The following is a 23,286-nucleotide window of genomic DNA, read 5'->3' on the forward strand; positions in this document are numbered from 1 at the left end:
TTATCGTGAATTCGATCCCGTCATTTCAATTTCTGGCAATGAGTAACCTTACACAATTAAAAAACTAGAAGCAAAATCTGTACCGCCCGCTACGCGGGCGGTACAGATTTTGCTTTTTTTATATTTAATTGTGCCTAGCTACGTAAACCCATAAAGTAGAGAACGTGAGAAACTTTCTGTCTACTTTATGGGTTTACTGAACAATGGCTAACATTTCTCAAACCAATGGTATTTCCACAGATATTTTAATTCTGTCGAATGCTCCTGGGGAGTTAACTACATGGGTATTTCCGTTTCTTAAAGCATTGGAAGCAGCACAGCGATCGCAGCCAGACTTAAGCAATTCTCAAAAAATACGCATTTCAATCGCCCTCTCACCAGACCAGAATGCCAGTGGGCGGGAAGCTCAACTCGCCCAAGGTTTTCCGAATGTAGATCGGGTATTGTCACAGGATCAGTTTTTTGATTTTTTATTGTGGGGCAGAACCCCTAACTGGGAATGGGCGAAGCAAGGGATCGTAATTTTTTTGGGTGGAGATCAGCTTTTTGCGATCGCGATCGCCAAGCGCCTTGGCTACAAAACTTTGATTTATGCAGAATGGGAAGCACGATGGTCTCGCTGGGCAGATTTGTTCGCAGTACGCAATCAGGCAGTTTTCGATAAGATCCCAACAGAATTTCGAGCAAAAGCAACAGTAATTGGGGATTTGATGATTGATCAATCAAATCAAGAAGAGACATTGAGCAACTCATTACCTGCTAATAGAATTTGCTTTATGCCTGGTTCCAAAGGACATAAACTACAGGTCGGTGCACCTCTAGTTGTTGCGATCGCTGATATTCTCCATCAAAAACGCCCTGATTTGGAATTAGCAATCATTCTAGCCCCTACGACTACCCCCGAAACCTTAGCTCAATATACTCAAATTAGCTTTCCTACTGCAGATAGTGATGGGGCGACAGCCAATATATTTGATGGAAATTTAGTAACTGCCAAAGGTACTGTAATTAAGATACATCGCGAATTCCCCGCCCATAAATTCATCAAAAGCAATCAACTCTGCATTACCACTGTCGGCGCTAATACTGCTGAGCTAGCAGCGCTCAATCAGCCGATGCTAGTTCTTCTACCCACAAATTTTGCAGACACCAAAGTGGGATGGGATGGTTTGCTGGGACTAATTGCATCTGCACCACTTTTAGGTAAGGTTTTGGGCATTGTAATTAACGCAGTGCTAATTTCACAAATTCAAAAAAAAGGTCAATTGCTAGCTTGGCCAAATATCTGGGCTGGTGAAGCAATTGTCCCTGAGCTTTGGGGAAAGCTCATACCAACTCAAGTTGCTACCGAAATTTTGTCTTATCTCGATCGCCCAGATGAACTTAGTAAAATGCGCGATCGCTTAAAAGCTGTATGTGGTGAAACGGGAGCAGCAAATAAACTTGCAAAAATGGTAATCAGTGCTTTGGAGAATAATTGATCCGTCCCGAAATACAGCTTTAAAAAAAGGCAATGCAGCGCAAAGCGCTGCATTGCCTTTTTTTAGACTGCGACAGGTGGATAACAAACATTTGTACCACCTAGCCCGCAATATCCACCAGGATTTTTGGCGAGATATTGCTGGTGGTAGCCCTCAGCGTAATAAAACTCACCAGCATCACGAATTTCCGTCGTAATGCCTTGCTTCATCCCTGAAGCCTTGAGAGCATCCTGATAAACTTCCCGCGAATCCTCGGCAAGTTTTCTTTGCACATCGTTGTAAACATAGATCCCTGAACGGTACTGGGTTCCTTTATCATTACCCTGCTGCATTCCTTGGGTAGGGTTATGAGATTCCCAAAAAACCTTGAGTAAATCTGTATAACTTATTGCTTTGGGATCGTACACAACTAGCACAACCTCATTATGTCCAGTCATGCCCGAACAAACTTCTTCATAAGTCGGATTAGGTGTTAAGCCTGCGGCATAGCCAACAGCGGTAACATAAATACCTTTTTGCTGCCAAAACTTACGTTCCGCTCCCCAAAAGCATCCTAAACCAAAAATAGCGGTTTCCATACCTTCAGGGAAAGGTGGTTTCAGGGCATTACCATTTACAAAATGATGTGATGCAGTAGGAATTGCCGAAGATCTTCCCGCAAGAGCATCTGATGCGGTGGGAAGAGTTAACTTTTTGCCAAGACCAAATAACATATATTCGCTTAAATATTCGCTTAAAAAAACAATAAATCTCTCATTAGATATTTATTATGCATTTATCTCACAAAAAATTAGGGGCTTCAGCCCCTCAATTCATTCATCAGTGTAGTGATTACAGAGTCTGACCGCTAAATGCAAAAAAACGGTCAAGCTTAAAATCCAGTGAATCATCATAAATGGTCAGTTTTTCAGGTTTGCATCGCTTAACCATTACAGAAACCCCCTTAGAGCCTTCTGTTTCTAGATCTTCGATGTAACCAGTTTTTGCAGCTTCAGCTTCAGACTCACTCAAGAAAGGGCCAAAGTAGTATGTGCAATGTGGTGAATCGGTAACAATTTCGATCCACACAGCTAACCCAACAGTTTCGAGAATTGATGTAAATATGTTCTTAAACAAGTTACCACCCATGATTTTACATAGTTAAAGTGAATGGTTTAGGTGAATGAGAAAGCTTTAAGGTTAAAGTTTTCTTCCTATATCTTTATATAACTTAAAACATGACTTCAAGACAAATTGTTCAGGTTTAACGTATTCACCCAACGTTGCCTGAAAATCTCGTACAGCGCCATTCCTGTGGCAACTGAGGCATTCAAGCTTTCCACTTTTCCTTCTAAAGGAATAGAAACGAGGAAGTCACAATTTTTTTGTACTGACAGACTCAAACCTTCATCTTCTGCGCCAATGACCAAGGCGATCGCGCCAGAGAATTTGGCTTTGTGAATAGCTTCGCTTGCACCTGCCATAGTTCCATAAACCCAGAAACCTGCTTCCTTGATTTTCTCAAGGGCTCGATTGAGGTTCACTACGCGAGCGACTGGAAGGATTTCTAATGTGCCTGCGGCAACTTTGGCTACTGTAGCAGTAATTCCTGCTGCACGACGTTGGGGAATCACTAAAGCATGTGCGCCAAGGGCAGCAGCACTGCGAATAATCGCTCCTAAATTATGGGGATCAGTGATTCCATCAGCGATGACAATTACTGGCTGTGCCGATTTTGATTTGGCACTGGCAATTAATTCGTCAAGGTCAGCATATTCATAAGCAGAGACTTGAACAGCAATGCCTTGATGTCTGCCATTGTCAGTAATGCGATCAAGTCTTGTATTGTCAACTTCATCGACGACTGCTCCAGCGCTCTTAGCCTCGTTAATCAATGGCAAGAAGTCTGGAGCATAGCGCATTCGAGCAGTTACCCATACACGATTAATACTGCGATCGCTACTTAGCACAGCTTCAACTGCATGACGACCATAAACAATGTCAGGATTTTCGGGATTATGCACTGGTGCAGTGATTCCTAGTTCGCCGTCGGGATCAACGTTTCGCGAGACTGGGGGAAGAGAGCGGCGTTCAAAATTAGGAATAGAGGTACGATCGCGATCCCCAAAATTACGATCACGATCAAATTTGCGATCGCCGAAATCACGATCCCCAAAATTACGATCAGCGCCCCGATCAGATCTCTCAGGGCGATCGCTCCGTTCAAATTTCTTGTCGCCGAATTTTTTATCACCGAACTTCTTGTCACCAAACTTCTTATCGCCAAATTTCTTTTCAGCGAATTTGTCACCAAATTTTTTGCCAATGGGTTTGTCAAACTTGCGCTCAAATCTTGGCTCAGCAAATGATTCAGCCCGCTTCTCAAATGGCTTGTCAAAACTTTTCTCAGGACGACGATCTGAGTACTTGTCTGATTTTCCTGAATATTTAGAGTCAGTACGGCTATCAGAGCGCTTCTCAAAATTTCTATCTGATGACTTGTAGGGCTTATCAGATTTGTAGGGTTTGTCAAAGGATCGCTCAGCACTTCTCTCTGGACGACTATCGGAGCGACTATCAGAGCGATTGTCAGTGCGTTTATCGGTATATTTGCCAGTGCTGCGATCGGGGCGGCTGTCAGAGCGATTATCCGAACGTTTGTCTGAATATTTATCAAAGGACTTGTCGGAGCGTTTTTCGTAGCTTCTAACTCCGTCTTTATCGGAATTCTTGTCGGATTTTAGTCTAGGTTGCGTTGTCATGGCGGCGCTGGGGTATCGATGTGGCTAAGTAGCTGTATGAAAATTTGGTCGAGGCGATTGCGATCGGTTAAGTAAAGATAACCAATCAAAGCTTCAAATCCTGTAGCACTTTGGTAAATCTTGGGATCAACTTTACGTGGGGCTGATCCTGCAGCATTGCGTCCGCGTCTTACTAGATCGGACTCAAAATCTGTGAGATCAAGTTTTTCGAGAAGTTTTGCTTGTTGCTCAGCCCTAACTTGACTAACTACAAGCTGGTGATACTGTTTGGCTGTGCGTGGCGGCAGTAAATAATGCAACCGCATTTGCATTTCATACACAGCATCGCCAATATAGGCAAGTGCAGAGGCTGGGATCTCAGCGATATTTTCAACGATTGGGCTAAGAGACATTACAGGATAATGCCATTACAGAATAATTTGATTACTTTCGTTGGGGTTGGACAAAATGTTTAGGTATTTATCAGACGTTTAATATTTACATTTACTTCAGACATTGATGGGCAAGCATAGCTTGCCCATCAATGTATATAAATTTTGTCTTAGAAACATCATAGCAGTACTTCCAATTACTGAGAATAGGTTTTAGTGGCTGCAACTAAAAACATGTGCCACAACTATTGGTATTACAGCACTTCGAGCTTAAATCAGAACTAATAAATTCTTGAGATGGCAGCCAATCAACACTCTCAAAAATTCATTGATTCGTTTGATATCCGAGGAGATTCCACAAAAAACAAATCTTTTGCGAAAAACAGCAAAGATGAGTTACAGCAAAAGATTTAGATTTACTAATGACTAATGAGTGATTTGTGCTGCATCAGGTTCATAAAGTGAACAATTTTATTTCGATGTTTACATCAGATTTAGAAAATTTGCCCCCTAAACTTTCCTCATCTTTAGATAATGCAAAATATCATCAAGTTAAAATTGAGTGCCTACACTTTCTGAGCTTGATCAAGAGGTTGATTTATTTGCTTGGTTTACTGACTTTTAACTTAGTCTTTTCTAGTTTGGTCAAGCTTGGCAAGCGCTGCATCAATAGATGTCTGAAGAGACAAAAACTGATCTAATCGAACCAGTTTGACAGTTTGCGTGACTCTAGCATTGGTAATAATTTGGAGAGTGCCACTCAAAGTTTGAGTTTTTTTTGCCATTTGCACTAAAACCCCAAGTCCAGAACTATCGACAAAATCAATGGTTGACAGATCTAAAATCACGTTAAATGGTCCATCCTCGACGCATTTGCCAATCACCTTTTTAAAGGCTGGCTCCGAAAAAGCGTCCAGAAGACCTGTGAGGCGGATCAATTGATAGGTGTCCTTGACTTCGCGGCTGCCTCGTAAACTCACAGTCAGGGTTAGCGGTTCAGGAATAATGACCTCCAAGCGGTGCGAACGTACCTTAATTTGCGGATATATTGTATTTGCTTTCTCCGCACTTGTCCAGAAAATTATTTGTTTTTAGTCCAAAGGCTATAACGAAAAAGTAGAGCGGTTGCTTGATACCCTCTCTACTTTTTCGCTATATACTTAAAATTCCGTCCACTAACGTACTAGATTCTTTATGCTTTCGATCGCCCAAATTCGCCAAACCTTAATCAATAAAGAGCGATCAGCAACCGAAATTGCTCAAGAGTTTTTAGATCGCATTGATCGGCTAGAGCCGAAATTACATAGCTTTGTTACTGTTACGCCAGAAGTGGCGATCGCTCAAGCCAAAGTCATCGATGCCGCGATCGCAGCAGGTGAAACTATACCATCGCTGGCAGGCGTGCCGCTTGGCATGAAAGACAATATGTGTGTCATGGGGATGCCCACTACTTGCGGCTCCAAAATGCTGAAAAATTTTGTTCCACCCTACGAAGCGACAATTACAGCAAAATTGCGATCGGCTGGAGCCGTGATGGTTGGCAAAACGAATCTTGATGAGTTTGCCATGGGCAGCTCCACTGAAAACTCGGCGATCGCGTTAACAGCAAATCCTTGGGATACGGAATATGTCCCTGGTGGCTCTTCGGGTGGTTCGGCAGCATCCGTCTCCAGTGGTGAATGTGTAATAGCAACAGGTTCTGATACTGGTGGATCGATTCGCCAACCCGCTTCATATTGTGGCGTAGTTGGTCTAAAGCCAACTTACGGATTAGTTTCACGATTTGGTTTAGTTGCTTTTGCTTCGTCTTTGGATCAAATAGGACCTTTTGCCAATACTGTCGAAGATGCGGCGATATTTTTGGGCGCGATCGCAGGCTATGACCCCAAAGACTCCACCAGTATCAACGCCGCAGTTCCTGATTATGCAGCTTTGTTAACACCAGATTTAACTCAGTCACTTAAGGGTAAAAAAGTTGGCGTAATTACAGAAACCTTTGGTGAAGGTTTGGATAGTGAAGTTGAAGTTGCCGTAAGAAAGGCGATCGCGCATTTCGAGCGCATGGGCGCAGAAGTCTATGAAATTTCCTGTCCTCGATTTCGCTATGGACTACCCACCTATTACATCATCGCTCCCTCCGAGGCATCCGCTAACCTCGCCCGCTATGATGGCGTGAAGTATGGCTTCCGTGACGAGAGCGCTGAGAGCCTGTTAAGTATGTATGAAAATACCCGCGAGCAGGGTTTTGGGGCTGAAGTAAAGCGACGGATCATGATTGGTACATATGTCCTGTCAGCTGGATACTATGATGCCTATTACCTGAAAGCTCAGAAAGTTAGAACTTTAATCGTTCAAGATTTCCAAAAAGCCTTTGAGCAAGTGGATGTTTTAGTTTGTCCAACAGCACCAACTACAGCTTTTAAGGCAGGTAGTAAAACTGAAGATCCGCTTGGGATGTATCTATCGGATTTGATGACAATCCCTGTAAACCTTGCGGGGTTACCAGGGATTAGTATTCCCTGTGGTTTTGATTCCAAGGGAATGCCAATCGGGTTGCAAATGATCTCAAATGTACTGAGAGAAGATGTGCTGCTGCAAGTTGCATATGGCTACGAGCAATCAACGGAATGGCACAAACAACAGCCTTCTATATAAACAAAAAAAAAGCCTTGCTTTGCAAGGCTTTTTTTTGTTTGTACAAGAGTCGGCACAAATTGCCAACTCCTTTTTTAGATGATGGTGTTATCGGGAATAACTGCATTTTTGACGACGACGACAATGCCATTACAGATGCAATAGCCTTGCTCTTCACGGTTTACATCTTGCACCCGATCTTTATTGATGATCTGCACATTCTTACCAATACGGGCATTCTTGTCGATGATTGCGTGACGAATAATTGTATTTTCTCCAATTCCCATTGGCACTTTGTTGGTTTCGAGATCTGACTCACGCTCTTCTTGAGGTTGATAGAAATCACAACCCATTAACAATGTGTCTTCGATAGTGCAATCAGCATCAATATGCATCCGAATACCAACAACTGAATTGGTGACCGTTGATTTGTTAAGAAGGCATCCTTCACCAATAATTGAATCCTTAACTTTACAGTCATGAACTTTGCTGGGTGGCAAATAACGAGCGCGGGTGTAAATTGGTTTTTTGGTTTCGTAGAAATTGAAGCCAGTGGAAGGATGACGGGTCAAATCTAGATTTGCTTGATAGAAAGACTCAATGGTTCCAATATCTTCCCAATATCCCTTATATAAGTAAGCCTGAACATTCAAATTGTGAATTGCATCAGGAATAATTTCTTTACCAAAATCTGTGTGTTCGGGATTCTCACTGAGCAGCTTTAACATAGCCTGCTTATTAAACACATAGATTCCCATCGAAGCAATGAAAGGATTCGCGATCGCTGAAGCCTGATCTAAGCCAAGTTTAGTTGTATCAACACGCATTCCCTCAAGTGCTTCACCTTTAGGCTTTTCTAGGAAGTTAATTACTTTGCCAGTACTGTCTGTTTTGAGCAAGCCAAAGGCTGAGGCTTTTTTCTGATCAACAGGCAATACTGACAGGGTGATATCTGCCCCAGTTTCGCGATGATGCTCTACGAATTTCTCGTAGTCCATGTTATACAGATGATCGCCAGATAGAATCAAGTATTCACTGACATCCCAAGACTCTAACAGCCATGCATAACGGCGAACAGCGTCGGCTGTACCTTGAAACCAATCTGGACTATCGGGTGTTTGCTGAGCGGCAAGAATTTCCACAAAGCCATCAGAATAGGAGGCGGGGCGATAGGCTTGATTGACATGACGATTAAGTGATGCGGAGTTAAACTGCGTCAGGATATAAATTTTTTCAATACCTGAGTTGATACAGTTACTCACAGGAATGTCGATCAGTCGATATTTGCCTGCTACAGGGACGGCGGGCTTAGCGCGTGTTTTAGTGAGGGGATATAGTCGGCTTCCCTGTCCACCGCCCAGAATGATAGCCAGTACGTTTTTCATAAATTCTTCGGATTATCTTGGCTTTTTTATTTGCATATTTTTTCTGAATGCAAACATTGTCTATCTTTGCGGGGATCGTTGCAAGTAATGTAAGAACACAAACTCAGAAATTTCTAGCGGGTGTGAAGTGCCACACAGATTTTTTTAAGCTTTACGACTATTTGTGGTTTTAAAAATTAGCTAAAATTAGCTTTTGTTAGGAACAATATGAGTGGTAAGTATGTCTATTGCTGCGGAAGCTTAAGCCTAACGCGATTTAAGGAGATTTTATGATGCTTGTGAAAAAAAGCCTGGCTAATTCATGTTTCGCTTTATTGAGTTTGGGCGCGATCGCTATCTCTGCCATCTCTTCACCACAGGCAGTTATCGCTTCAGAGCAACCGAGTTTGGATAGCCTAGTTCAACAAGCAGTTTCCAAAGATCAAGTAACATCGCAGCAAGCGATCGCGAAGTTACGAGAATTTAAAAATACTGGTGTGGATGCATTTTGGAATGCTTATCAAAAAGATTTACCTAATAATCCGCAATTACGGGCAACTTTAGATGCGATTTGTCAGCAAAAAGACTGCGATGCTTCGAGATTATATTGGTATAAAGATTTAGAAGCAGCCAAGACTGAATCAAAAGAATCTGGTAAACCGATTTTGTCATTGCGATTGCTTGGCAACCTTAATGATGAGTTGAGTTGTGCTAATAGTCGATTTTTCCGCACAGCGCTTTATCCTAATGCGGGAGTCTCACAATTGCTGCGCGATCGCTTTATTTTGCACTGGCAGTCAGAGCGTCCAGTACCTAAGGTGACGATTGATTTTGGGGATGGTCGTAAGCTAGAGCAAACCCTGACAGGTAATAGCATTCACTATGTACTTGATAGTGATGGTCGCCCGATCGATGCCATCCCAGGTTTGTACAGCCCCCAAGCATTTATCGAAAATCTTAAAGATGCTGAGGGCGCAGAGCAACTACTTAACAATACTAACGATGTAAAGTTACGCCGCGAAATTTTGGTGAAATATCATCGTGATCGCTTAGCCAAAATCGAAAGAAACTGGCAATCAGATCTCAAGCGCTTAAACTTACCTGCACAAAGGTTACTTGAACCTATAGCGATGAGATCTTTGGCAAATGTTGATGCTACGATTGCTAGCCGTCTGACTGTTGGGAAAATGGCAGTTGAGCTACCAACCCTGACTCGCACACCTAGTGCGCCTATCTCTGAAGTTATTCCACCTTCGCCTTTTGCCAAGCTTAGTGATGCCAATTGGGCAAGGTTAGCAAGACTTTATCAAAATCGGGTATATCTCGATCAAGGTAGTCTGAAGCTGATGGAACGTAAGTTGTCACCGAGTGCTTCAATGCCAACGGTGGTCAATAGTTTTGAAAGAGCGATCGCTCAAGATACTGTACGTAACGAATATGTATTTCATGCACAGATTCACAGTTGGTTTGCTAATGGTGAATTTCTTGGCAATGAAAACCTCAATGGCAATTCAATGGCTCTAAACTCCCTTAATCGCCGAGTTTATGATCAATTGTTTCTCACTCCAGCTAGTGATCCTTGGTTGGGATTAGTAAATGAGAATGTTTATACGGGAATCAGTAAGGTAAATTAATATAAACAGCGCTTTACGCTGTTTATATTAATTTCAGAATGTTTATGGCAAATCGAAATATTCGCGATCGCATTTATCAATTTAATCTCAGTCAACCGCGAGATCCCGATTTGCTCAAGGCAAAATATCAGTACATGCGTGAGGAAAAAGAAAACCCCTTTATCTTTTTTCGATCCACCTGCCATCTATTTTATGAAGATTTGCCGATTAAGTCATGGTTTAAAAAAGCTCCTCTAGTCTGGATTTGTGGCGATCTTCATGTAGAAAATTTTGGGAATTACAAGGCTGATAATCGTCACGTTTATTTTGATATTAACGATTTTGATGAAGCTATGCTTGCTCCCTGTACTTGGGAAATCGCCCGTTTATTGACCAGCATTTTTGTGTCTACTGAGACCTATTCGGTTGGTTTACAAGTTGCAGAAAAACTCTGCAAGAAATTCCTCAATTCATATCTTCAGACTATCTCTGATGAGAAAGCTTATTGGATGGGCGAAGATATGGCTCCTCCAGTGATCGAGGATTTGCTGGCGCGTAAAAATCAGGTCAAGCGCAGAGAGTTATTAGAGGAAAGAACTGTTTTAGATCAAGAAAAGCAAAGGCGATCGTTAAAAATTGATTTCAAAAAGGCGCAACCAATAACTGACCAACAAAGACAAAAATTGGAGAGTTGGATAGAGGATTTTGCAGCACAGCAGCCAAATCCCAAGTTTTTTAAATTATTGGACGTAGCACAACGCATTGCTGGCAAGGGAAGTTTAGGGATAGAGCGTTATGTCTTATTAGTGGAAGGTAAAGGCTCACCCGATGGTAACTACCTTCTCGACCTAAAAAGAGCACTACCTTCTTCGCTGGCAGTGCGTAACGTTTGGGCTCAACCAACATGGAAAAGTGAAAGCGATCGCATTGTGTCAATTCAAAAGCGATTACAAGCAATTCCTATCGCTTTTCTACACTCTGTGACTATTGGTAAAGATTCATTTGTGTTGAGAGAACTTCAGTCTACTCAAAGTCCAACCGATCATTTAAAGATCGAGAAATGGGATGACAAATTGGAGAAGTCCGAACAATTAATGTTGGCATTAGGGGAAGTTGTAGCTTGGTCACATTTGCGAAGTAGTGCTATACAAGGCTCTGCGACCATCGATCAATTGATCGATTTTGCTGGTAAATCTAAATGGAAAACTGAAGTAATGGAATATGCCAAGGCATATAGCCAAAGAGTACATCAAGATTGGAAAGACTTTTGTCAATAGTAGAACTCACTCAAGACCAACCAATTTATTGGATCTTGGGCAGACATGGACTAAATTTCTAGAAGCTTTGCTTTTGGGGCTCCATTTATGACCAAATTTGTCCATAGTATTGCTAATATATTGCAAAAATACAGTACATCTTCTGACATCTTGAGCTTGACATGTTAAAAACTTTCGTTATCATTCGCCAAACCGTAATTGTAACTATTTGTTCGTTTACACTTACGGCAGGCGAACTTGTGCAAGCTCAAACAGAATCAGATCCTATTCTTAAAATTGGTATTGTCCAACGTTTTGGGGAAAGACCGCAGGATCGGCTTACACTAAAGGCTCCCTCAGGTGGCAAACTGACCCTTTCTTTTCCATCTGCTGACGGGAAAAGCACACAAACCTTAAGCAGCGATCGCCTAGTTATTGAAATTGCCTCACAGCAATTAACGCAACCCATACTTGAAGAGAAGTTAGTCCTCAGTAATCATCGCAGTTTTGAGAATGCGGCAGCAAGTGCTTTCCATTGGAATGAGAAGGGTATACAGACTGAAATTGCTCAACCGAGACGTTGGCAAGTCTGGGCAAAGCGCGATATATATGCCTCGATGTTATTGCGCTATTTGCTTTTTTATACTCTACGATCGCAAGGCAATCTGACAGTTCAGCTTGATCGTCGGATACTGCCCCAAAAAGCGATCGCTTCATGGACAGTGGGAGATTTTCGGTATAACCGCGATCGCCTTGATGTCATTAGCAGTAATGGTATTGTCGAAGTGAGCTATCAAAGAGAGAATAAGGCTGAGATTAGCAATCGAGCTTATGCGGGTAGCTTGAGATTACAACCTAATGCTCATCAAAGTTTTACCTTAGTCAATAACGTTCCTTTAGAAACTTATGTGCGCGGTGTAGTTCCCCATGAAATTGGTTACAAGGCTCCCTATGCGTCTGTACAAGCCCAAGCTATCTTGGCGCGTACTTATGTGCTGGCCAGTTTGCACCGCTTTAAGGTCGATGAATACGAACTTTGTGCTGATACACAATGCCAAGTATATCGAGGTTTAGAGGATACGACTGAAGTCGCCGATCGCGCGATCGCCGATACCAGAGGCTTGGTTCTCACCTATAACAATCGGGTGATCGATGCACTCTATTCGTCAACGACTGGTGGTATTACCGCAGACTATAACGACATTTGGGATGGAACTGCACGCCCCTATTTGCAATCGGTACTAGATCTTGCCAATCGTCCTGAAAATCTGCGATCGGCAAATATTGCTGATGATAAAAATCTCAAAGCATTTTTAGAACGTCAACAGGGATTTAATGAAGATGGGTGGAAAAATCTGCGTTGGCGGAGAGTTGGCTCATTAGAAGAATTACAGACTTCCTTGAAAAAGTTTTTACGATTCTCTGGAGACAGTACAACCAATTTTAGTGCGATTAAACAATTGCAAGTCTCAAAAAGAGCTGCGTCAGGACGAGTTTTGGAATTAGAAGTAACAACTGATACTGGCAAAATCCTCGTCAAAAAAGATGAAATTATCGATGCTTTCGATCCACCTGACAGCACTTTCTTTAAACTAGATCCGATTTATCAAGATAAAGTTTTGAGTGGTTATGCTTTTGTTGGTGGTGGCTTAGGACATGGCGTGGGCATGAGTCAAACAGGTTCTTATAATTTAGCTCGCATGGGTTGGTCTTACGATCGCATTCTCAACTTTTATTACACGAATGCGCAGTTACAAAAACTACGTCCCGAACATTACACGCCTCGACAATAAAAAATGCCCGCATAGCGGGCGTTTTTTTATTGAGTTTTATTGACGCAGATCGGCGATCGCACTGAGCGCAACATTTGCGATCGCCTGATCGGTCGCTTTGGGCAAATGGTAATACTTCCCACCACCTGCGGCAGCAAGTTCCTTTGCAAAGCCAGTAGACACGAATTTGTTTTCTGTATCAATTACCAATAGCCCTAAATTTAAAGCGCGAACTTTGCGACAAATATCGATCAATTCCGCTTTAATATCAGGCTTGTTTTCAGGATCAATCGGTTCACCCATCGATCGCGCTAGAGGCACATTGCCACGACCATCCGTAATCGCCACAATCGTCACCGAGCCAACATCACCTGACTGGCGAGCATTCATGGCAACACGCACCGCTTGAGTTAAGCCATGCGCCAAAGGAGAACCACCTCCGCAAGGCATTGTATCCAAACGACGACGCGCCGCTTCAATGGAGCGGGTTGGGGGTAGTAATACATCTGCTTTTTCACCGCGAAAGGGAATCAGAGAAATCTGATCGCGATTTTGATAGCTATCGGTTAACATCCGTAAAGCCGCACCCTTAGCTGATTGCATCCGATTCAATGCCATCGATCCAGACGCATCCACCAAGAAAATCGTCAACGCTCCTGCCTTACGAGCCAGCTTCTTCGCTCTGATATCCACATCTTCAACGATGACTTTACGATGCGGTTGGCGCAATCTTCTCGCTTTTTGATAGGGAGCCGAGGCTCGAAGTGTGGCATCTACTGCTATGCGATCGCTCTTTCCTTGAGGCAAAATTGGCTTGATATAACGCCCTCGCTCTTGGGAGTAGATAACATTGCGTGTACCCGATCGCCCTTGCTTCTGCATTGACTGAGCAAAGAAGAGAACTTCTGGATCAAGAATTACTCCTTCAGGATCAAAGACAAACTCTTCAGGGATTTCAGGAGATTCATCCTGCTCTTGTTCTTGTTCCTGATCCTCTTGATCTTCATTCTGTTCTTGTTCGCCATCATCTTGATCTGGCGGTGGAGGTGGTGCTTGCTGCTGTTGCTGCTGTTCGGGTTGTTGTTGCTCAGGAGAAAGCGGCGATCGCGGCACGATTACCAATTCCACTGCTTGACGCAAATCATCGGCATTAACTTGAGTCCGACTTTCCAACGCCGCCGCCGCTTTAGCTACTCGCAGAGCGAATAACTCAGCCCGATGTCCTTGGACTCCACCCCGCACTGCTTCCGCAACAAGATACTGAATCTGCGCTCTCGAAATTGTGATATCTTTTAGCCATTCTCGCGCCAAAATAATCTGTGTTCGCAGATCATCAATATCCGAGTCATAACTACTCAAAAATGCTTCAGGGGAATTGGCATAACCCAACACCATATCTACTGCTTCCACTCGTTGATCGAGGGAGAGAACTCCATCTGCCGAGAGATTAATTGCAATACGATCCATCAAATGCTCGCCTAATGTCCCCTCTTCTGGGTTATAGGTAGCAATTAGCAAAGGTTGACAGGGATGTTGATAACTAATGCCTTCTCGTTCGACTTGGTTGTAGCCTGTGGAGAGAACTGAAAGCAATAAATTAGAAATCTGCGGATCGAGTAAATTAATCTCATCGATATAGAGAACGCCGCGATGAGCTTCTGCTAAAATCCCTGGTTGAAATATGGTCTGTCCCTCACGTACCGACCGACTCACATCCACCGAACCGATCAGCCGATCTTCAGTAATTCCTAAAGGGATCTGAATAAATGGCGCAGGGATAACTTTAGTTTCGATTTCGCTAAGCTCTTTGCCCTGCATCGCTTCAACCAAGGCATCATCCCATTCATCAGGATTAGTAGGATCACAGTTACTCAGAGAGGCGATCGCGACTTCAATGGGAGGTAGCAAGGCATGAATACCACGCGCAAGTACGGATTTAGCTGTGCCGCGTCTACCTGCGAGGGCAATGCCCCCGAGGCAAGGATCGATCGCTGCAAGTAGTAAAGCGGTTTTAATCGCTTCTTGACCGACCACAGCCGCAAGGGGAAATGTGATAGGGGTATAGGAGATGTTTGTTGTTGAAGGGGCGGGCGGCGAAAAGACCATGCGATCGAGTTATATAAAAGTTTTAGAAATTATAAATATTTTCCCAATTATAGCGGTTTGTCGGTCAGCAAGCCTAGCGCTGTTTGATTTAGGATAATAGACTGCATTATTAGATACTTAAAGGTTGCTACAATAGTATTTGCGTGAATTATTCACGTATTTTTGCCTTTTGAGTAAAAAATTATGCTTTTAGATTTTACTGTAGAGAACTTTCGCTCGATTAAGGGTGCGGAAACGCTTAGTGCTGTGGCGGCGAGTAAGAGCAAATCTAAAGCCAGTAATAGTGAGAGCGGTCGTCGAATTAAGTCTGATGATGAAATTGCCGAGCCTTTTCACGTTGAGGGTTGGGATATTGATGTTTTGCCAGTAATCGCAATCTTTGGCGCTAATGCTTCAGGTAAAAGCAATGTCTTAAAAGCTCTTAATTATTTGCTCAAGTTTATGTCAGAGGGAAATTATGATCGTGGAGCAGAATTAATACCTTTTAAGCTAAATCAACAAAGTAGGGAAAGTCCAAGTTCTTTTAAGCTTCGTATTTTATTTGATGGAACGATATATATTTATTCTTTAATCTTGAATAGTAATCGGATACTTTCAGAAAAGCTAGAATATGCCCTAGTCTCTACAAAACGATATCGACTCTTGTATTCTCGATTTTGGAATGAAGAACATCAAAAATTTGAGTGGAAAAATGGTTCGGATTTTTCAGGCGCACATATTCAACTCGAAAAAAACTTGCAGGAACGTGAGCCTTTCACAAGTCTTTTCTCGAAGCTAGAAATTCAAGTAATTGATGCTTTTACGTTATGGTTTAGCGCAAGTTTTATGGCTAACGCTTTAAGTAATACTATGTATATCAATGTTATGTGGAATCTTAGTCAAACTTCAAATCCAGAATTTTCTCCATTTTTAGAAAGAGCAAAAAAACTTTTAATTAAATTTGATACTGGCTTACATGATATTCAAATTAAAAAATCAAAAGATAATGAAATGGATATAGAAGTTACAGCATTCCATAAAACTGAGCAGGGAGAAATACTTTCTTGGAAATTTGAAGAAGAATCTACAGGTACTCAAAGTTTATTCAATTTGGCTGCTAGCATAGAATTTATACTTCAAGGATATTTACCCTTGGTAATTGATGAGTTAGGTTCAAATCTTCATCCAAATATAGTTCACAATATTGTTCAACTTTTTCAAGACAAACAAACAAACCCTAAACGCGCTCAATTAATCTTTACGAGTCACGATAATACTTTACAGAGAAATAATTTATTGCGGCGAGATCAGATTTGGTTTACACAGAAGCGTCCTGACCAAAGTACAGAGCTATATTCACTTAGCGATTTTAAAGTGCGTAATGATTTAGCAATTGACAAAGCATATCTAGATGGAAGATTTGGAGCAGTTCCATTTATTTCTGATGAAGATGAGGAGCCAACAAATTCAGAGGAGAAGGATAAAGACAATGGCTAAATCTTCTCTCAAAAGAAATGCTCCCACAAAAACAGTTGGCAAAAAGATTTTGATAGCCTGTGAAGGAAAGCAGACAGAGCCAAAATATTTCAATGCAATTCGTCAAGATCTACGCCTTACCACCGTACAAGTTTTGATACTTCCCCACGATGGAACCGATCCGCTTAGCGTTGTCAACGCAGTATTAGAAGCCAGAAAAGATAAAAAACGCGAAAAGACTTGGTTTGACGATCAAGATTCAGCTTGGGCAGTCTTTGATGGTGATGAACATATCGCCAATAATCGCCCCAACTGGTGTCAAGCCATTCAGATTGCTAAACATCAAAAAATTAATCTTGCAATCACCAATCCTAGTATCGAATTTTGGTATCTCATTCATTTTCAAGCTCACTCAGCGATTATTGCACGAGATAAAGCAAAAGACCGCTTAAAACAGCATATTCCTAACTACGACAAAGCCCGATGCTATTATCCAGAAAAGCTAAAGGAGCTGACTCAAGATGCGATCGCAAGAGCAAAAGATCTTGATAACTTAGCCAAACAAAATAAACTAGCTGAATATGCAAATCCCTGCTGTAGCGGTATCTCTCAATTAGTCGATATGCTTTTGGGAATGGGCAACTGATTTTTCTTATTCCCCTCTCCTTTGCAAGGAGAGGGGCTAGGGGTGAGGTTTTTATCTAGAACGAGAATACAGTTCTCAATGTACCGACAGTGATGGTACTATTGCCACTGTTGTTATTGGGATTGAAAATGAACTGCAAGTCAGGAGTGATGCTGATATTGCTAGAGATTGGGAAACGATAGAACATCTCCACATTAGTTTGAGTGGCATTGCCCACATTGCTCTCGATGAAAGGTTGTCCAACTGCGATCGCAGCCATCGCACCTTCCTTAAATAAATCAGGAAATGCGAAACCCGCAGACCAAGTTTGAGGGCTAAGAGAGGTATTACCTGAAACTGTGTAGCTGGGGAGTGCTGCGGAAATAGCATTGCTGCGATTACTGATGTTGCCAAATCCATAGCGGCCAAAAAGCGCCACAGATTTATTAAAAGCCCACTCAAGGTTTACCCCGCCCGTGTTGTAGTCCAGATTATTCACTGAAGCACGAGTATATTGCAAACGGATTGCAAACGGACTCTCATCATTCGCATTTTTTGGCGCAAATTCTAGCTCAAGCGTACCTTGATAGGGATCGCCAAATAAACCTCGATTGATGGTTCCGTTAGAAGTAGGGCTATTAGCATTTTGGGCTACATAGCCTGCTCTTAAAGTAAAAGCACTACCACCAAAGTTCCATGCGATCGCAGCACCAGCACCATCATTCACAGGCAAAATCAGGGGGTTATTTATAAACATTCCACTGGAAAAATCGGCTGACTCATCATTAGCAAAGCTATTGGCATCAAGATGATCATTCAGCGACATATTTGTCCCAATCGAAGCGCGGATATCTTTGCCAATCGGGAAATCGTAACGCAAGCGATTTAATGTTGCAGTCGTACCAGCGCCACTGTAATCAAATTTAGAACTGTTCCCAAATCCTGTAAAACCTAATAAGCTAGCAGGGGCATCTAGCTGATTATTAAGCCCTGTTCCGCCATTGCCAAGTTCGATTCGGGTTAACAACAAATCTTCGCCAGTGAAACTAGTTTTAAAGTTCAGGCGTACACGGCTGATTACAGTTGCATTGACTTTGCCAGCATTGGTTGTCGCCGATCCAGTTGAGTCCAGCAGAAAATCATTACCTGAGCTTCCCGCAGAGACAGCCGCGATCACTTGACCTTCAAGCTTAGTCGTAGTTGAAAATTGCTGCGCTTCGAGCTTGGCAATTTTGGTATCAAGAGTATCGACACGACCGCGCAAAGTGGCAAGTTCAGCCGCAAATTCTTCTTGCAATTTTTGTAAAGTGGCAAGATCTTCTTTGCTAACCTTATCAGCTAGCCCTGCGGAAATAATTTCATTGATTTTATCGAGACAAGCATTTAAACCTGCGGCAAATTCATAGCGACTGGTTGCCTGCTTACCGCGAAAGGTTCTATCAGGGTAACCTGCGATACATCCATAGCGCTCAACTAGGGACTGCAAGGCGGTAAAAGCCCAATCAGTCGGACGTACATCACTGAGTTGTGAAACGGATGTGACATTTTGCGTTAGGACATCTTTAGTTGGTGGTAACGACTGAGCCGCTGCACTAGACATGCTGCTGGGCAATACTCCGATCGCAGAACAGGCGATCGCGCCAACTAGAGACTTTTGTACCTGGTCAAACCAAATTTTCGACATAGATTAACTCCTCACTTGCGTATTACGTAAACCTTAATAGTAACTAATATCATTAAAGAGAACTAATATAAATATTTTTATAACTTTTAGACCCAAATAAATCATGCTTTCAATAAAAAGATTTGACTATTAATTGCAATAATATTTGCGTTAAGCCTACTCAAACTCTTACACCAGAAATTATATTTATCTGACTATTATTCCAAGAATGATAATCATTATCATACACGATGCGAGGATTTGAACAGTGCTTTCCCTAATTTGGAGGGTATTTAGACCCGCGATGCTGTAAATCCCCAAACTAAGACAAGTGATCCTAAAGGAAAACAGACGATATTGTTAGAAAAATGAATATATTGGCTAGAATCTACCTAGCGTTCAACAAACGAGCCTGTGGTACAAATACTCGAAAATCCCTTACGGGTTGGTTTACAGCAAGAAAGAACACCTGAACCTCTGATCCTTGTGATCTTTGGTGCGTCTGGTGATTTGACTATTCGCAAGCTAGTTCCAGCGATCTATCATCTCAAACAGCAGCGTCGGTTGCCGCCAGAACTCACAATCGTGGGTGTGGCTCGAAGACCTTGGAGTCACGACTACTTTCGTGAACAAATGCGCGAGGGCGTAGAAAAGTTCTCCGTAGGTATTGGCGCTGAAGCAATTTGGCAAGATTTTGCTGAAGGCTTATATTATCAATCCCTTGATATGAGCAATCTTGAGGATTATAAAAAGCTTGATGAATTTCTAAATCAAATTGACAAAGAAAGGGGTACTCGCGGTAATCGAGTCTTTTATTTAGCCGTTTCACCCAATTACTTTACCGATGCGATCGAGAAGTTGGGGCAAGCTGGGATGATCAAGAATGCTGACAAGACTCGGCTTGTGATTGAGAAACCCTTTGGTCGAGATTTGTCATCATGTCAAGATCTCAACCGAGTAGTTCAGAAAGCTTGTGACGAAAAACAGATTTATCGGATTGATCATTATTTAGGAAAAGAGACCGTTCAGAATCTTTTGGTGCTGCGATTTGCCAATGCGATTTTTGAACCACTATGGAATCGTCAGTTTATCGACCATATCCAAATTACGGTCGCCGAAACCGTTGGTGTTGAGGATCGAGCTGGCTATTATGAAAACTCTGGGGCGCTCAGAGATATGCTGCAAAATCATTTGATGCAACTTTTCTGCTTGACAGCGATGGAACCACCTAACGCCATGGATGCAGACTCTCTGCGAAATGAAAAAGTTAAGGTGATCCAAGCAACCCGACTCGCCGATACACGCCGCCTAGAGCGATCATGTGTACGAGCGCAATATGGACAGGGCTGGATGAAGGGTAAACAGGTAGAAGGCTATCGCCTTGAACCTAATGTTAATCCTGATTCTTTAGTGCCAACCTATGTAGCCATGAAATTTGAAGTAAACAACTGGCGTTGGCAAGGTGTTCCTTTCTATTTACGAACTGGCAAACGGATGCCAAAAAAAGTCAGCGAAATTGCGATTCAGTTTCGTGATGTGCCTTATTTACTATTTCAGTCAGCCGCAAAGCAGGTTTCACCTAACGTGCTGACACTCAGAATCCAGCCTAATGAGGGCGTAGCTCTGAAATTTGAGGCAAAGATGCCAGGAGCCGACCTGCGATCGCGATCGGTAGAAATGGACTTCGGCTATGGTAAAACCTTTGGTATCGAAGGCTCCGACGCTTATGATCGTCTATTGCTAGACTGTATGTTGGGCGATCAGACGCTATTTACGCGCGGTGACGAAGTGGAAGCCGCGTGGAAAGTGGTGACACCCGCGCTTACTGCATGGGAAATGCCTAATGATCCCAGCGTCGTGCCTCAATACGAAGCAGGAACTTGGGGCCCATCTGAAGCCGAACAACTGATCGAACGTGATGGACGACAGTGGCGACGGCTTTGATCAATTAGGAATTACGAATTACGAATTACGATCTAATTTCCTTAAATTTATAATTTGTAATTCCCAATTCCCTACTCGTAATTCGTAATTCGTAATTTGCAATTTGCAATTCGTAATTCCCAATTCGTAATTCGTAATTTATAATTCCCATGAATACCCAAGCAACTTCCGTTGTATCTTTGCAAGCTCCCAAAGATGTCTCGGTATCTCAAGTCGAAGCGGAGCTAAGCAAAATCTGGCAGTCTTATGGTGAAAATTCGGCTGCTCGCGCCACAACTTTTAATCTTTTGGTGTATGAACCAGAAAATATGGATGTAGTATCGCGGATGACTTCCGTTGATGCTATCGTTTCTCAGAGTCCTTGTCGCGTAGTCGATTTGGTAACTCTTGATGAAGAAGATCAAGGCATATCTGCACAGGTCGCCGCTTATTGCCCGATCCAAAAAAGTCGTAGCTCCTTAGTTTGTGGTGAATATATCACTCTAACTGGGGCGAAACGTGCCTTTGATCGCGTTCATAGTATTCTGCCAGAATTACTGATCCCCGACCTACCTGTATTTTTGTGGTGGAAAGACAGCCCTGCACCAAATACACGCATGTTTGAGAAGCTGGTAAATTTAAGCGATCGCTTAATTATGGACTCAGCGACGTTTGCCAATTCTGAGTCAGATTTACTTAAAGTACAGGGAATGATCCAAGCAAGTACGCAAATTGCGGACTTGAATTGGCAACGCCTTGCACCTTGGCAAGAACTGACTGCGCAGGCTTTTGACCAACCCGATCGCCGTTCGGCTGTTTGGGAAATTGATGGGATCACCATAGACTACGAACGTGGCAACAGCACCCAAGCTCTAATGTTTCTCGGCTGGATCGCCAGTCGTCTCGAATGGGAACCAATCGAACGTAGCTCTGAGGGTGGTGATTACGATATTCAGCATATTATTTTTGAAGGTCGAAACCACATCAAAGTTAAGGCTGAATTAGCAGCAATTCCCATTGGCGATGTTGGTGAGGTAGTTGGAGATCTCATTGGTTTACGCTTGACAGCCTCTAATCAAAATACGGACGCTTGTAACGTATTTTGCTCAGAATCTACAGGCTGTATGCGGATGGAAGCTGGTGGCGGAGCACAAAACTATCGTGTTCATCAAGTATCACCTTTGTCAGATCAAAGTGCTGATACGCTTCTTGGGCAACAATTGCAGCGCTGGGGACGTGAAGCTCTCTACGAAGAAAGTCTTGCGCTCGTATCGAAAATACTAGCACTATAAAAAAAGGCTCGCCATGGCGAGCTTTTTTTATAGCTATTCTCATTATAAAAATTGGTTTCATAATGAGAATAGGCACTTTTTTTAAAATTCTTCGATTTCTAGTTGCCCGACAATAAAGGCAACACAGCCAAAAGCACAGGTAATTGGTAGCGGATTTTTTAAAATAAAACTAAATATTGATGCTAGGCAGGAAATAGCGATCGCAGCAAATGTCCAAGATTTTTCATCATCACTCATTCCTTTGGCATTTTTAATCGCCCGCAGCGTCTTGTCTGGTATCGGCAATGGCATCACAGAGCTTGGTGGAAATGCCCAGTAATTGCAGCAACGTTCAACAAATAGGTCAGTCCAACCATTTTCCTGACACCATTCATCAATCCATTCATCCCGAAAACGCTTCATATGCCCAAATTATCAGTAGTTCTGTAAAAGAGAAACATGAGCGGCGCTTTGAGTGCTACTCATGTTTCTTTTACCTAGATTAACAGGAGTTCCTGTTAATTGGGGCATACGTTACAAAAACTTAAAGTAAACAAAAGGAGTCGTTAAGCGACTCCTTTTGTTTACTGTCTTGCTTCAACATTTACGAATGAACTATCACACATGTCAAAAGAAGTAGTTTTACCAGCAGCTAAAGAATCAATTAGATAGTTCTGAAAGATTTCACCTTTGCTATTGCGGCGGTTGACTTGAACATCTCTTACCGTCCTCCCTGTAGAATTTTTAGCTGTGTAACTGATGCAATTTTGACGAGTTGATTGTGTGGTGGAGATTGATAGATAGACAGTCGAAGCTTGCGCTTGAGCAATAGTTTGAACTTGGGCAGTTTGAACTGGCAAGCTTAGAAATAAATCGAACATTGTTTTTAGAATATCTTGAGCTAATTAATAGATATTCCCCTCTAAAAATTAATCTTAGCTTTATTTTGATAATAAATATCTATATAGGTGGAATTTATATGTTTTTCGCGAGCAATTAAAGAGAAAAGCC

General features: G+C 42.4%; 19 protein-coding genes. 9 read left to right on the forward strand and 10 right to left on the reverse strand.

The window, feature by feature from the left end; genetic code table 11:
* Positions 1-203: 203 nt before the first annotated feature.
* Positions 204-1,481 (forward strand): lipid-A-disaccharide synthase, encoded by a 1,278-nt coding sequence (locus PseudUWO311_RS18125; RefSeq protein ID WP_142656638.1) that lies wholly within the window; start codon positions 204-206, stop codon positions 1,479-1,481.
* A gap of 62 nt (positions 1,482-1,543) precedes the next feature.
* Here PseudUWO311_RS18125 and msrA read toward each other — a convergent pair whose 3' ends face one another.
* The 5 genes from msrA to PseudUWO311_RS18150 form a co-directional block, all read right to left on the reverse strand.
* Positions 1,544-2,194, reverse strand: coding sequence for a peptide-methionine (S)-S-oxide reductase MsrA (msrA, locus tag PseudUWO311_RS18130; RefSeq protein WP_142656639.1), 651 nt, complete (start codon positions 2,192-2,194; stop codon positions 1,544-1,546).
* 118 nt (positions 2,195-2,312) lie between these two features.
* Positions 2,313-2,609: a DUF1816 domain-containing protein gene (locus PseudUWO311_RS18135; protein ID WP_142656640.1), complete on the reverse strand. Its 297-nt coding sequence runs from the start codon at positions 2,607-2,609 to the stop codon at positions 2,313-2,315.
* Between the two features lie 95 nt (positions 2,610-2,704).
* Positions 2,705-4,222, reverse strand: coding sequence for a 23S rRNA (guanosine(2251)-2'-O)-methyltransferase RlmB (gene rlmB / locus PseudUWO311_RS18140; protein ID WP_142656641.1), 1,518 nt, complete (start codon positions 4,220-4,222; stop codon positions 2,705-2,707).
* On the reverse strand, positions 4,219-4,614 hold the full coding sequence (locus PseudUWO311_RS18145) for a Mini-ribonuclease 3 (RefSeq protein WP_142656642.1): 396 nt from the start codon (positions 4,612-4,614) through the stop codon (positions 4,219-4,221). Before PseudUWO311_RS18145 ends, rlmB begins: the two co-directional genes overlap by 4 nt.
* Before the next feature lie 605 nt (positions 4,615-5,219).
* Positions 5,220-5,630 (reverse strand): STAS domain-containing protein, encoded by a 411-nt coding sequence (locus PseudUWO311_RS18150; protein ID WP_142656643.1) that lies wholly within the window; start codon positions 5,628-5,630, stop codon positions 5,220-5,222.
* Between the two features lie 157 nt (positions 5,631-5,787).
* Between PseudUWO311_RS18150 and gatA the strand changes: the two genes are divergently transcribed.
* Positions 5,788-7,248: an Asp-tRNA(Asn)/Glu-tRNA(Gln) amidotransferase subunit GatA gene (gene gatA, locus PseudUWO311_RS18155; RefSeq protein ID WP_142656644.1), complete on the forward strand. Its 1,461-nt coding sequence runs from the start codon at positions 5,788-5,790 to the stop codon at positions 7,246-7,248.
* A 74-nt stretch (positions 7,249-7,322) separates the two neighbouring features.
* On the opposite strand, the gene PseudUWO311_RS18160 is transcribed toward gatA, so the two are convergent.
* A complete protein-coding gene (locus PseudUWO311_RS18160; RefSeq protein ID WP_142656645.1) occupies positions 7,323-8,612 on the reverse strand; it encodes a glucose-1-phosphate adenylyltransferase in 1,290 nt (429 codons plus the stop codon).
* A 272-nt stretch (positions 8,613-8,884) separates the two neighbouring features.
* Between PseudUWO311_RS18160 and PseudUWO311_RS18165 the strand changes: the two genes are divergently transcribed.
* From PseudUWO311_RS18165 to PseudUWO311_RS18175, 3 genes are all read left to right on the forward strand, one after another.
* Positions 8,885-10,225, forward strand: a complete 1,341-nt coding sequence (locus PseudUWO311_RS18165) for a hypothetical protein (protein WP_223807633.1) — start codon at positions 8,885-8,887, stop codon at positions 10,223-10,225.
* A 44-nt stretch (positions 10,226-10,269) separates the two neighbouring features.
* Positions 10,270-11,481 carry a DUF2252 domain-containing protein gene (locus PseudUWO311_RS18170; RefSeq protein ID WP_142656647.1) on the forward strand — a complete coding sequence of 404 codons (1,212 nt, stop codon included), beginning with the start codon at positions 10,270-10,272 and terminating at the stop codon, positions 11,479-11,481.
* 161 nt (positions 11,482-11,642) lie between these two features.
* Entirely contained in the window at positions 11,643-13,253 is a 1,611-nt protein-coding gene (locus tag PseudUWO311_RS18175; RefSeq protein WP_142656648.1) for a SpoIID/LytB domain-containing protein, read from the forward strand.
* A 36-nt stretch (positions 13,254-13,289) separates the two neighbouring features.
* Here the strand turns inward: PseudUWO311_RS18175 and bchD are convergent, their stop codons facing one another.
* Complete coding sequence (bchD, locus tag PseudUWO311_RS18180; RefSeq protein ID WP_142656649.1) at positions 13,290-15,338, reverse strand: magnesium chelatase ATPase subunit D; 2,049 nt, start codon at positions 15,336-15,338, stop codon at positions 13,290-13,292.
* A gap of 246 nt (positions 15,339-15,584) precedes the next feature.
* On the opposite strand from bchD, the gene PseudUWO311_RS18185 reads away from it, so the two are divergent.
* Together PseudUWO311_RS18185 and PseudUWO311_RS18190 are read left to right on the forward strand one after the other, a co-directional pair.
* Entirely contained in the window at positions 15,585-16,814 is a 1,230-nt protein-coding gene (locus PseudUWO311_RS18185; RefSeq protein WP_223807631.1) for an AAA family ATPase, read from the forward strand.
* A complete protein-coding gene (locus PseudUWO311_RS18190; protein WP_142656651.1) occupies positions 16,807-17,439 on the forward strand; it encodes an RloB family protein in 633 nt (210 codons plus the stop codon). The genes PseudUWO311_RS18185 and PseudUWO311_RS18190 overlap by 8 nt, the downstream gene beginning before the upstream one ends.
* Before the next feature lie 55 nt (positions 17,440-17,494).
* On the opposite strand, the gene PseudUWO311_RS18195 is transcribed toward PseudUWO311_RS18190, so the two are convergent.
* Complete coding sequence (locus PseudUWO311_RS18195) at positions 17,495-19,102, reverse strand: iron uptake porin (protein WP_142656652.1); 1,608 nt, start codon at positions 19,100-19,102, stop codon at positions 17,495-17,497.
* Positions 19,103-19,495: 393 nt separating this feature from the next.
* On the opposite strand from PseudUWO311_RS18195, the gene zwf reads away from it, so the two are divergent.
* Together zwf and opcA are read left to right on the forward strand one after the other, a co-directional pair.
* Entirely contained in the window at positions 19,496-21,025 is a 1,530-nt protein-coding gene (gene zwf / locus PseudUWO311_RS18200; RefSeq protein WP_142656653.1) for a glucose-6-phosphate dehydrogenase, read from the forward strand.
* Between the two features lie 149 nt (positions 21,026-21,174).
* Positions 21,175-22,296, forward strand: coding sequence for a glucose-6-phosphate dehydrogenase assembly protein OpcA (gene opcA / locus PseudUWO311_RS18205; RefSeq protein ID WP_142656654.1), 1,122 nt, complete (start codon positions 21,175-21,177; stop codon positions 22,294-22,296).
* A gap of 81 nt (positions 22,297-22,377) precedes the next feature.
* Here the strand turns inward: opcA and PseudUWO311_RS18210 are convergent, their stop codons facing one another.
* Together PseudUWO311_RS18210 and PseudUWO311_RS18215 are read right to left on the reverse strand one after the other, a co-directional pair.
* On the reverse strand, positions 22,378-22,698 hold the full coding sequence (locus PseudUWO311_RS18210) for a hypothetical protein (protein ID WP_142656655.1): 321 nt from the start codon (positions 22,696-22,698) through the stop codon (positions 22,378-22,380).
* A 161-nt stretch (positions 22,699-22,859) separates the two neighbouring features.
* A complete protein-coding gene (locus PseudUWO311_RS18215) occupies positions 22,860-23,156 on the reverse strand; it encodes a hypothetical protein (protein WP_142656656.1) in 297 nt (98 codons plus the stop codon).
* Positions 23,157-23,286: the final 130 nt, after the last annotated feature.

This window comes from Pseudanabaena sp. UWO311, assembly GCF_006937785.1.
GTDB lineage: Bacteria > Cyanobacteriota > Cyanobacteriia > Pseudanabaenales > Pseudanabaenaceae > Pseudanabaena.

Coding starts and splice junctions, on each gene's coding strand:
- PseudUWO311_RS18125 (WP_142656638.1), top strand. CDS start 204: ATGGCTAACATTTCTCAAACCAATGGTATTTCCACAGATATTTTAATT.
- msrA (WP_142656639.1), bottom strand. CDS start 2,194: ATGTTATTTGGTCTTGGCAAAAAGTTAACTCTTCCCACCGCATCAGAT.
- PseudUWO311_RS18135 (WP_142656640.1), bottom strand. CDS start 2,609: ATGGGTGGTAACTTGTTTAAGAACATATTTACATCAATTCTCGAAACT.
- rlmB (WP_142656641.1), bottom strand. CDS start 4,222: ATGACAACGCAACCTAGACTAAAATCCGACAAGAATTCCGATAAAGAC.
- PseudUWO311_RS18145 (WP_142656642.1), bottom strand. CDS start 4,614: ATGTCTCTTAGCCCAATCGTTGAAAATATCGCTGAGATCCCAGCCTCT.
- gatA (WP_142656644.1), top strand. CDS start 5,788: ATGCTTTCGATCGCCCAAATTCGCCAAACCTTAATCAATAAAGAGCGA.
- PseudUWO311_RS18160 (WP_142656645.1), bottom strand. CDS start 8,612: ATGAAAAACGTACTGGCTATCATTCTGGGCGGTGGACAGGGAAGCCGA.
- PseudUWO311_RS18165 (WP_223807633.1), top strand. CDS start 8,885: ATGCTTGTGAAAAAAAGCCTGGCTAATTCATGTTTCGCTTTATTGAGT.
- PseudUWO311_RS18170 (WP_142656647.1), top strand. CDS start 10,270: ATGGCAAATCGAAATATTCGCGATCGCATTTATCAATTTAATCTCAGT.
- PseudUWO311_RS18175 (WP_142656648.1), top strand. CDS start 11,643: ATGTTAAAAACTTTCGTTATCATTCGCCAAACCGTAATTGTAACTATT.
- bchD (WP_142656649.1), bottom strand. CDS start 15,338: ATGGTCTTTTCGCCGCCCGCCCCTTCAACAACAAACATCTCCTATACC.
- PseudUWO311_RS18190 (WP_142656651.1), top strand. CDS start 16,807: ATGGCTAAATCTTCTCTCAAAAGAAATGCTCCCACAAAAACAGTTGGC.
- PseudUWO311_RS18195 (WP_142656652.1), bottom strand. CDS start 19,102: ATGTCGAAAATTTGGTTTGACCAGGTACAAAAGTCTCTAGTTGGCGCG.
- opcA (WP_142656654.1), top strand. CDS start 21,175: ATGAATACCCAAGCAACTTCCGTTGTATCTTTGCAAGCTCCCAAAGAT.
- PseudUWO311_RS18210 (WP_142656655.1), bottom strand. CDS start 22,698: ATGAAGCGTTTTCGGGATGAATGGATTGATGAATGGTGTCAGGAAAAT.
- PseudUWO311_RS18215 (WP_142656656.1), bottom strand. CDS start 23,156: ATGTTCGATTTATTTCTAAGCTTGCCAGTTCAAACTGCCCAAGTTCAA.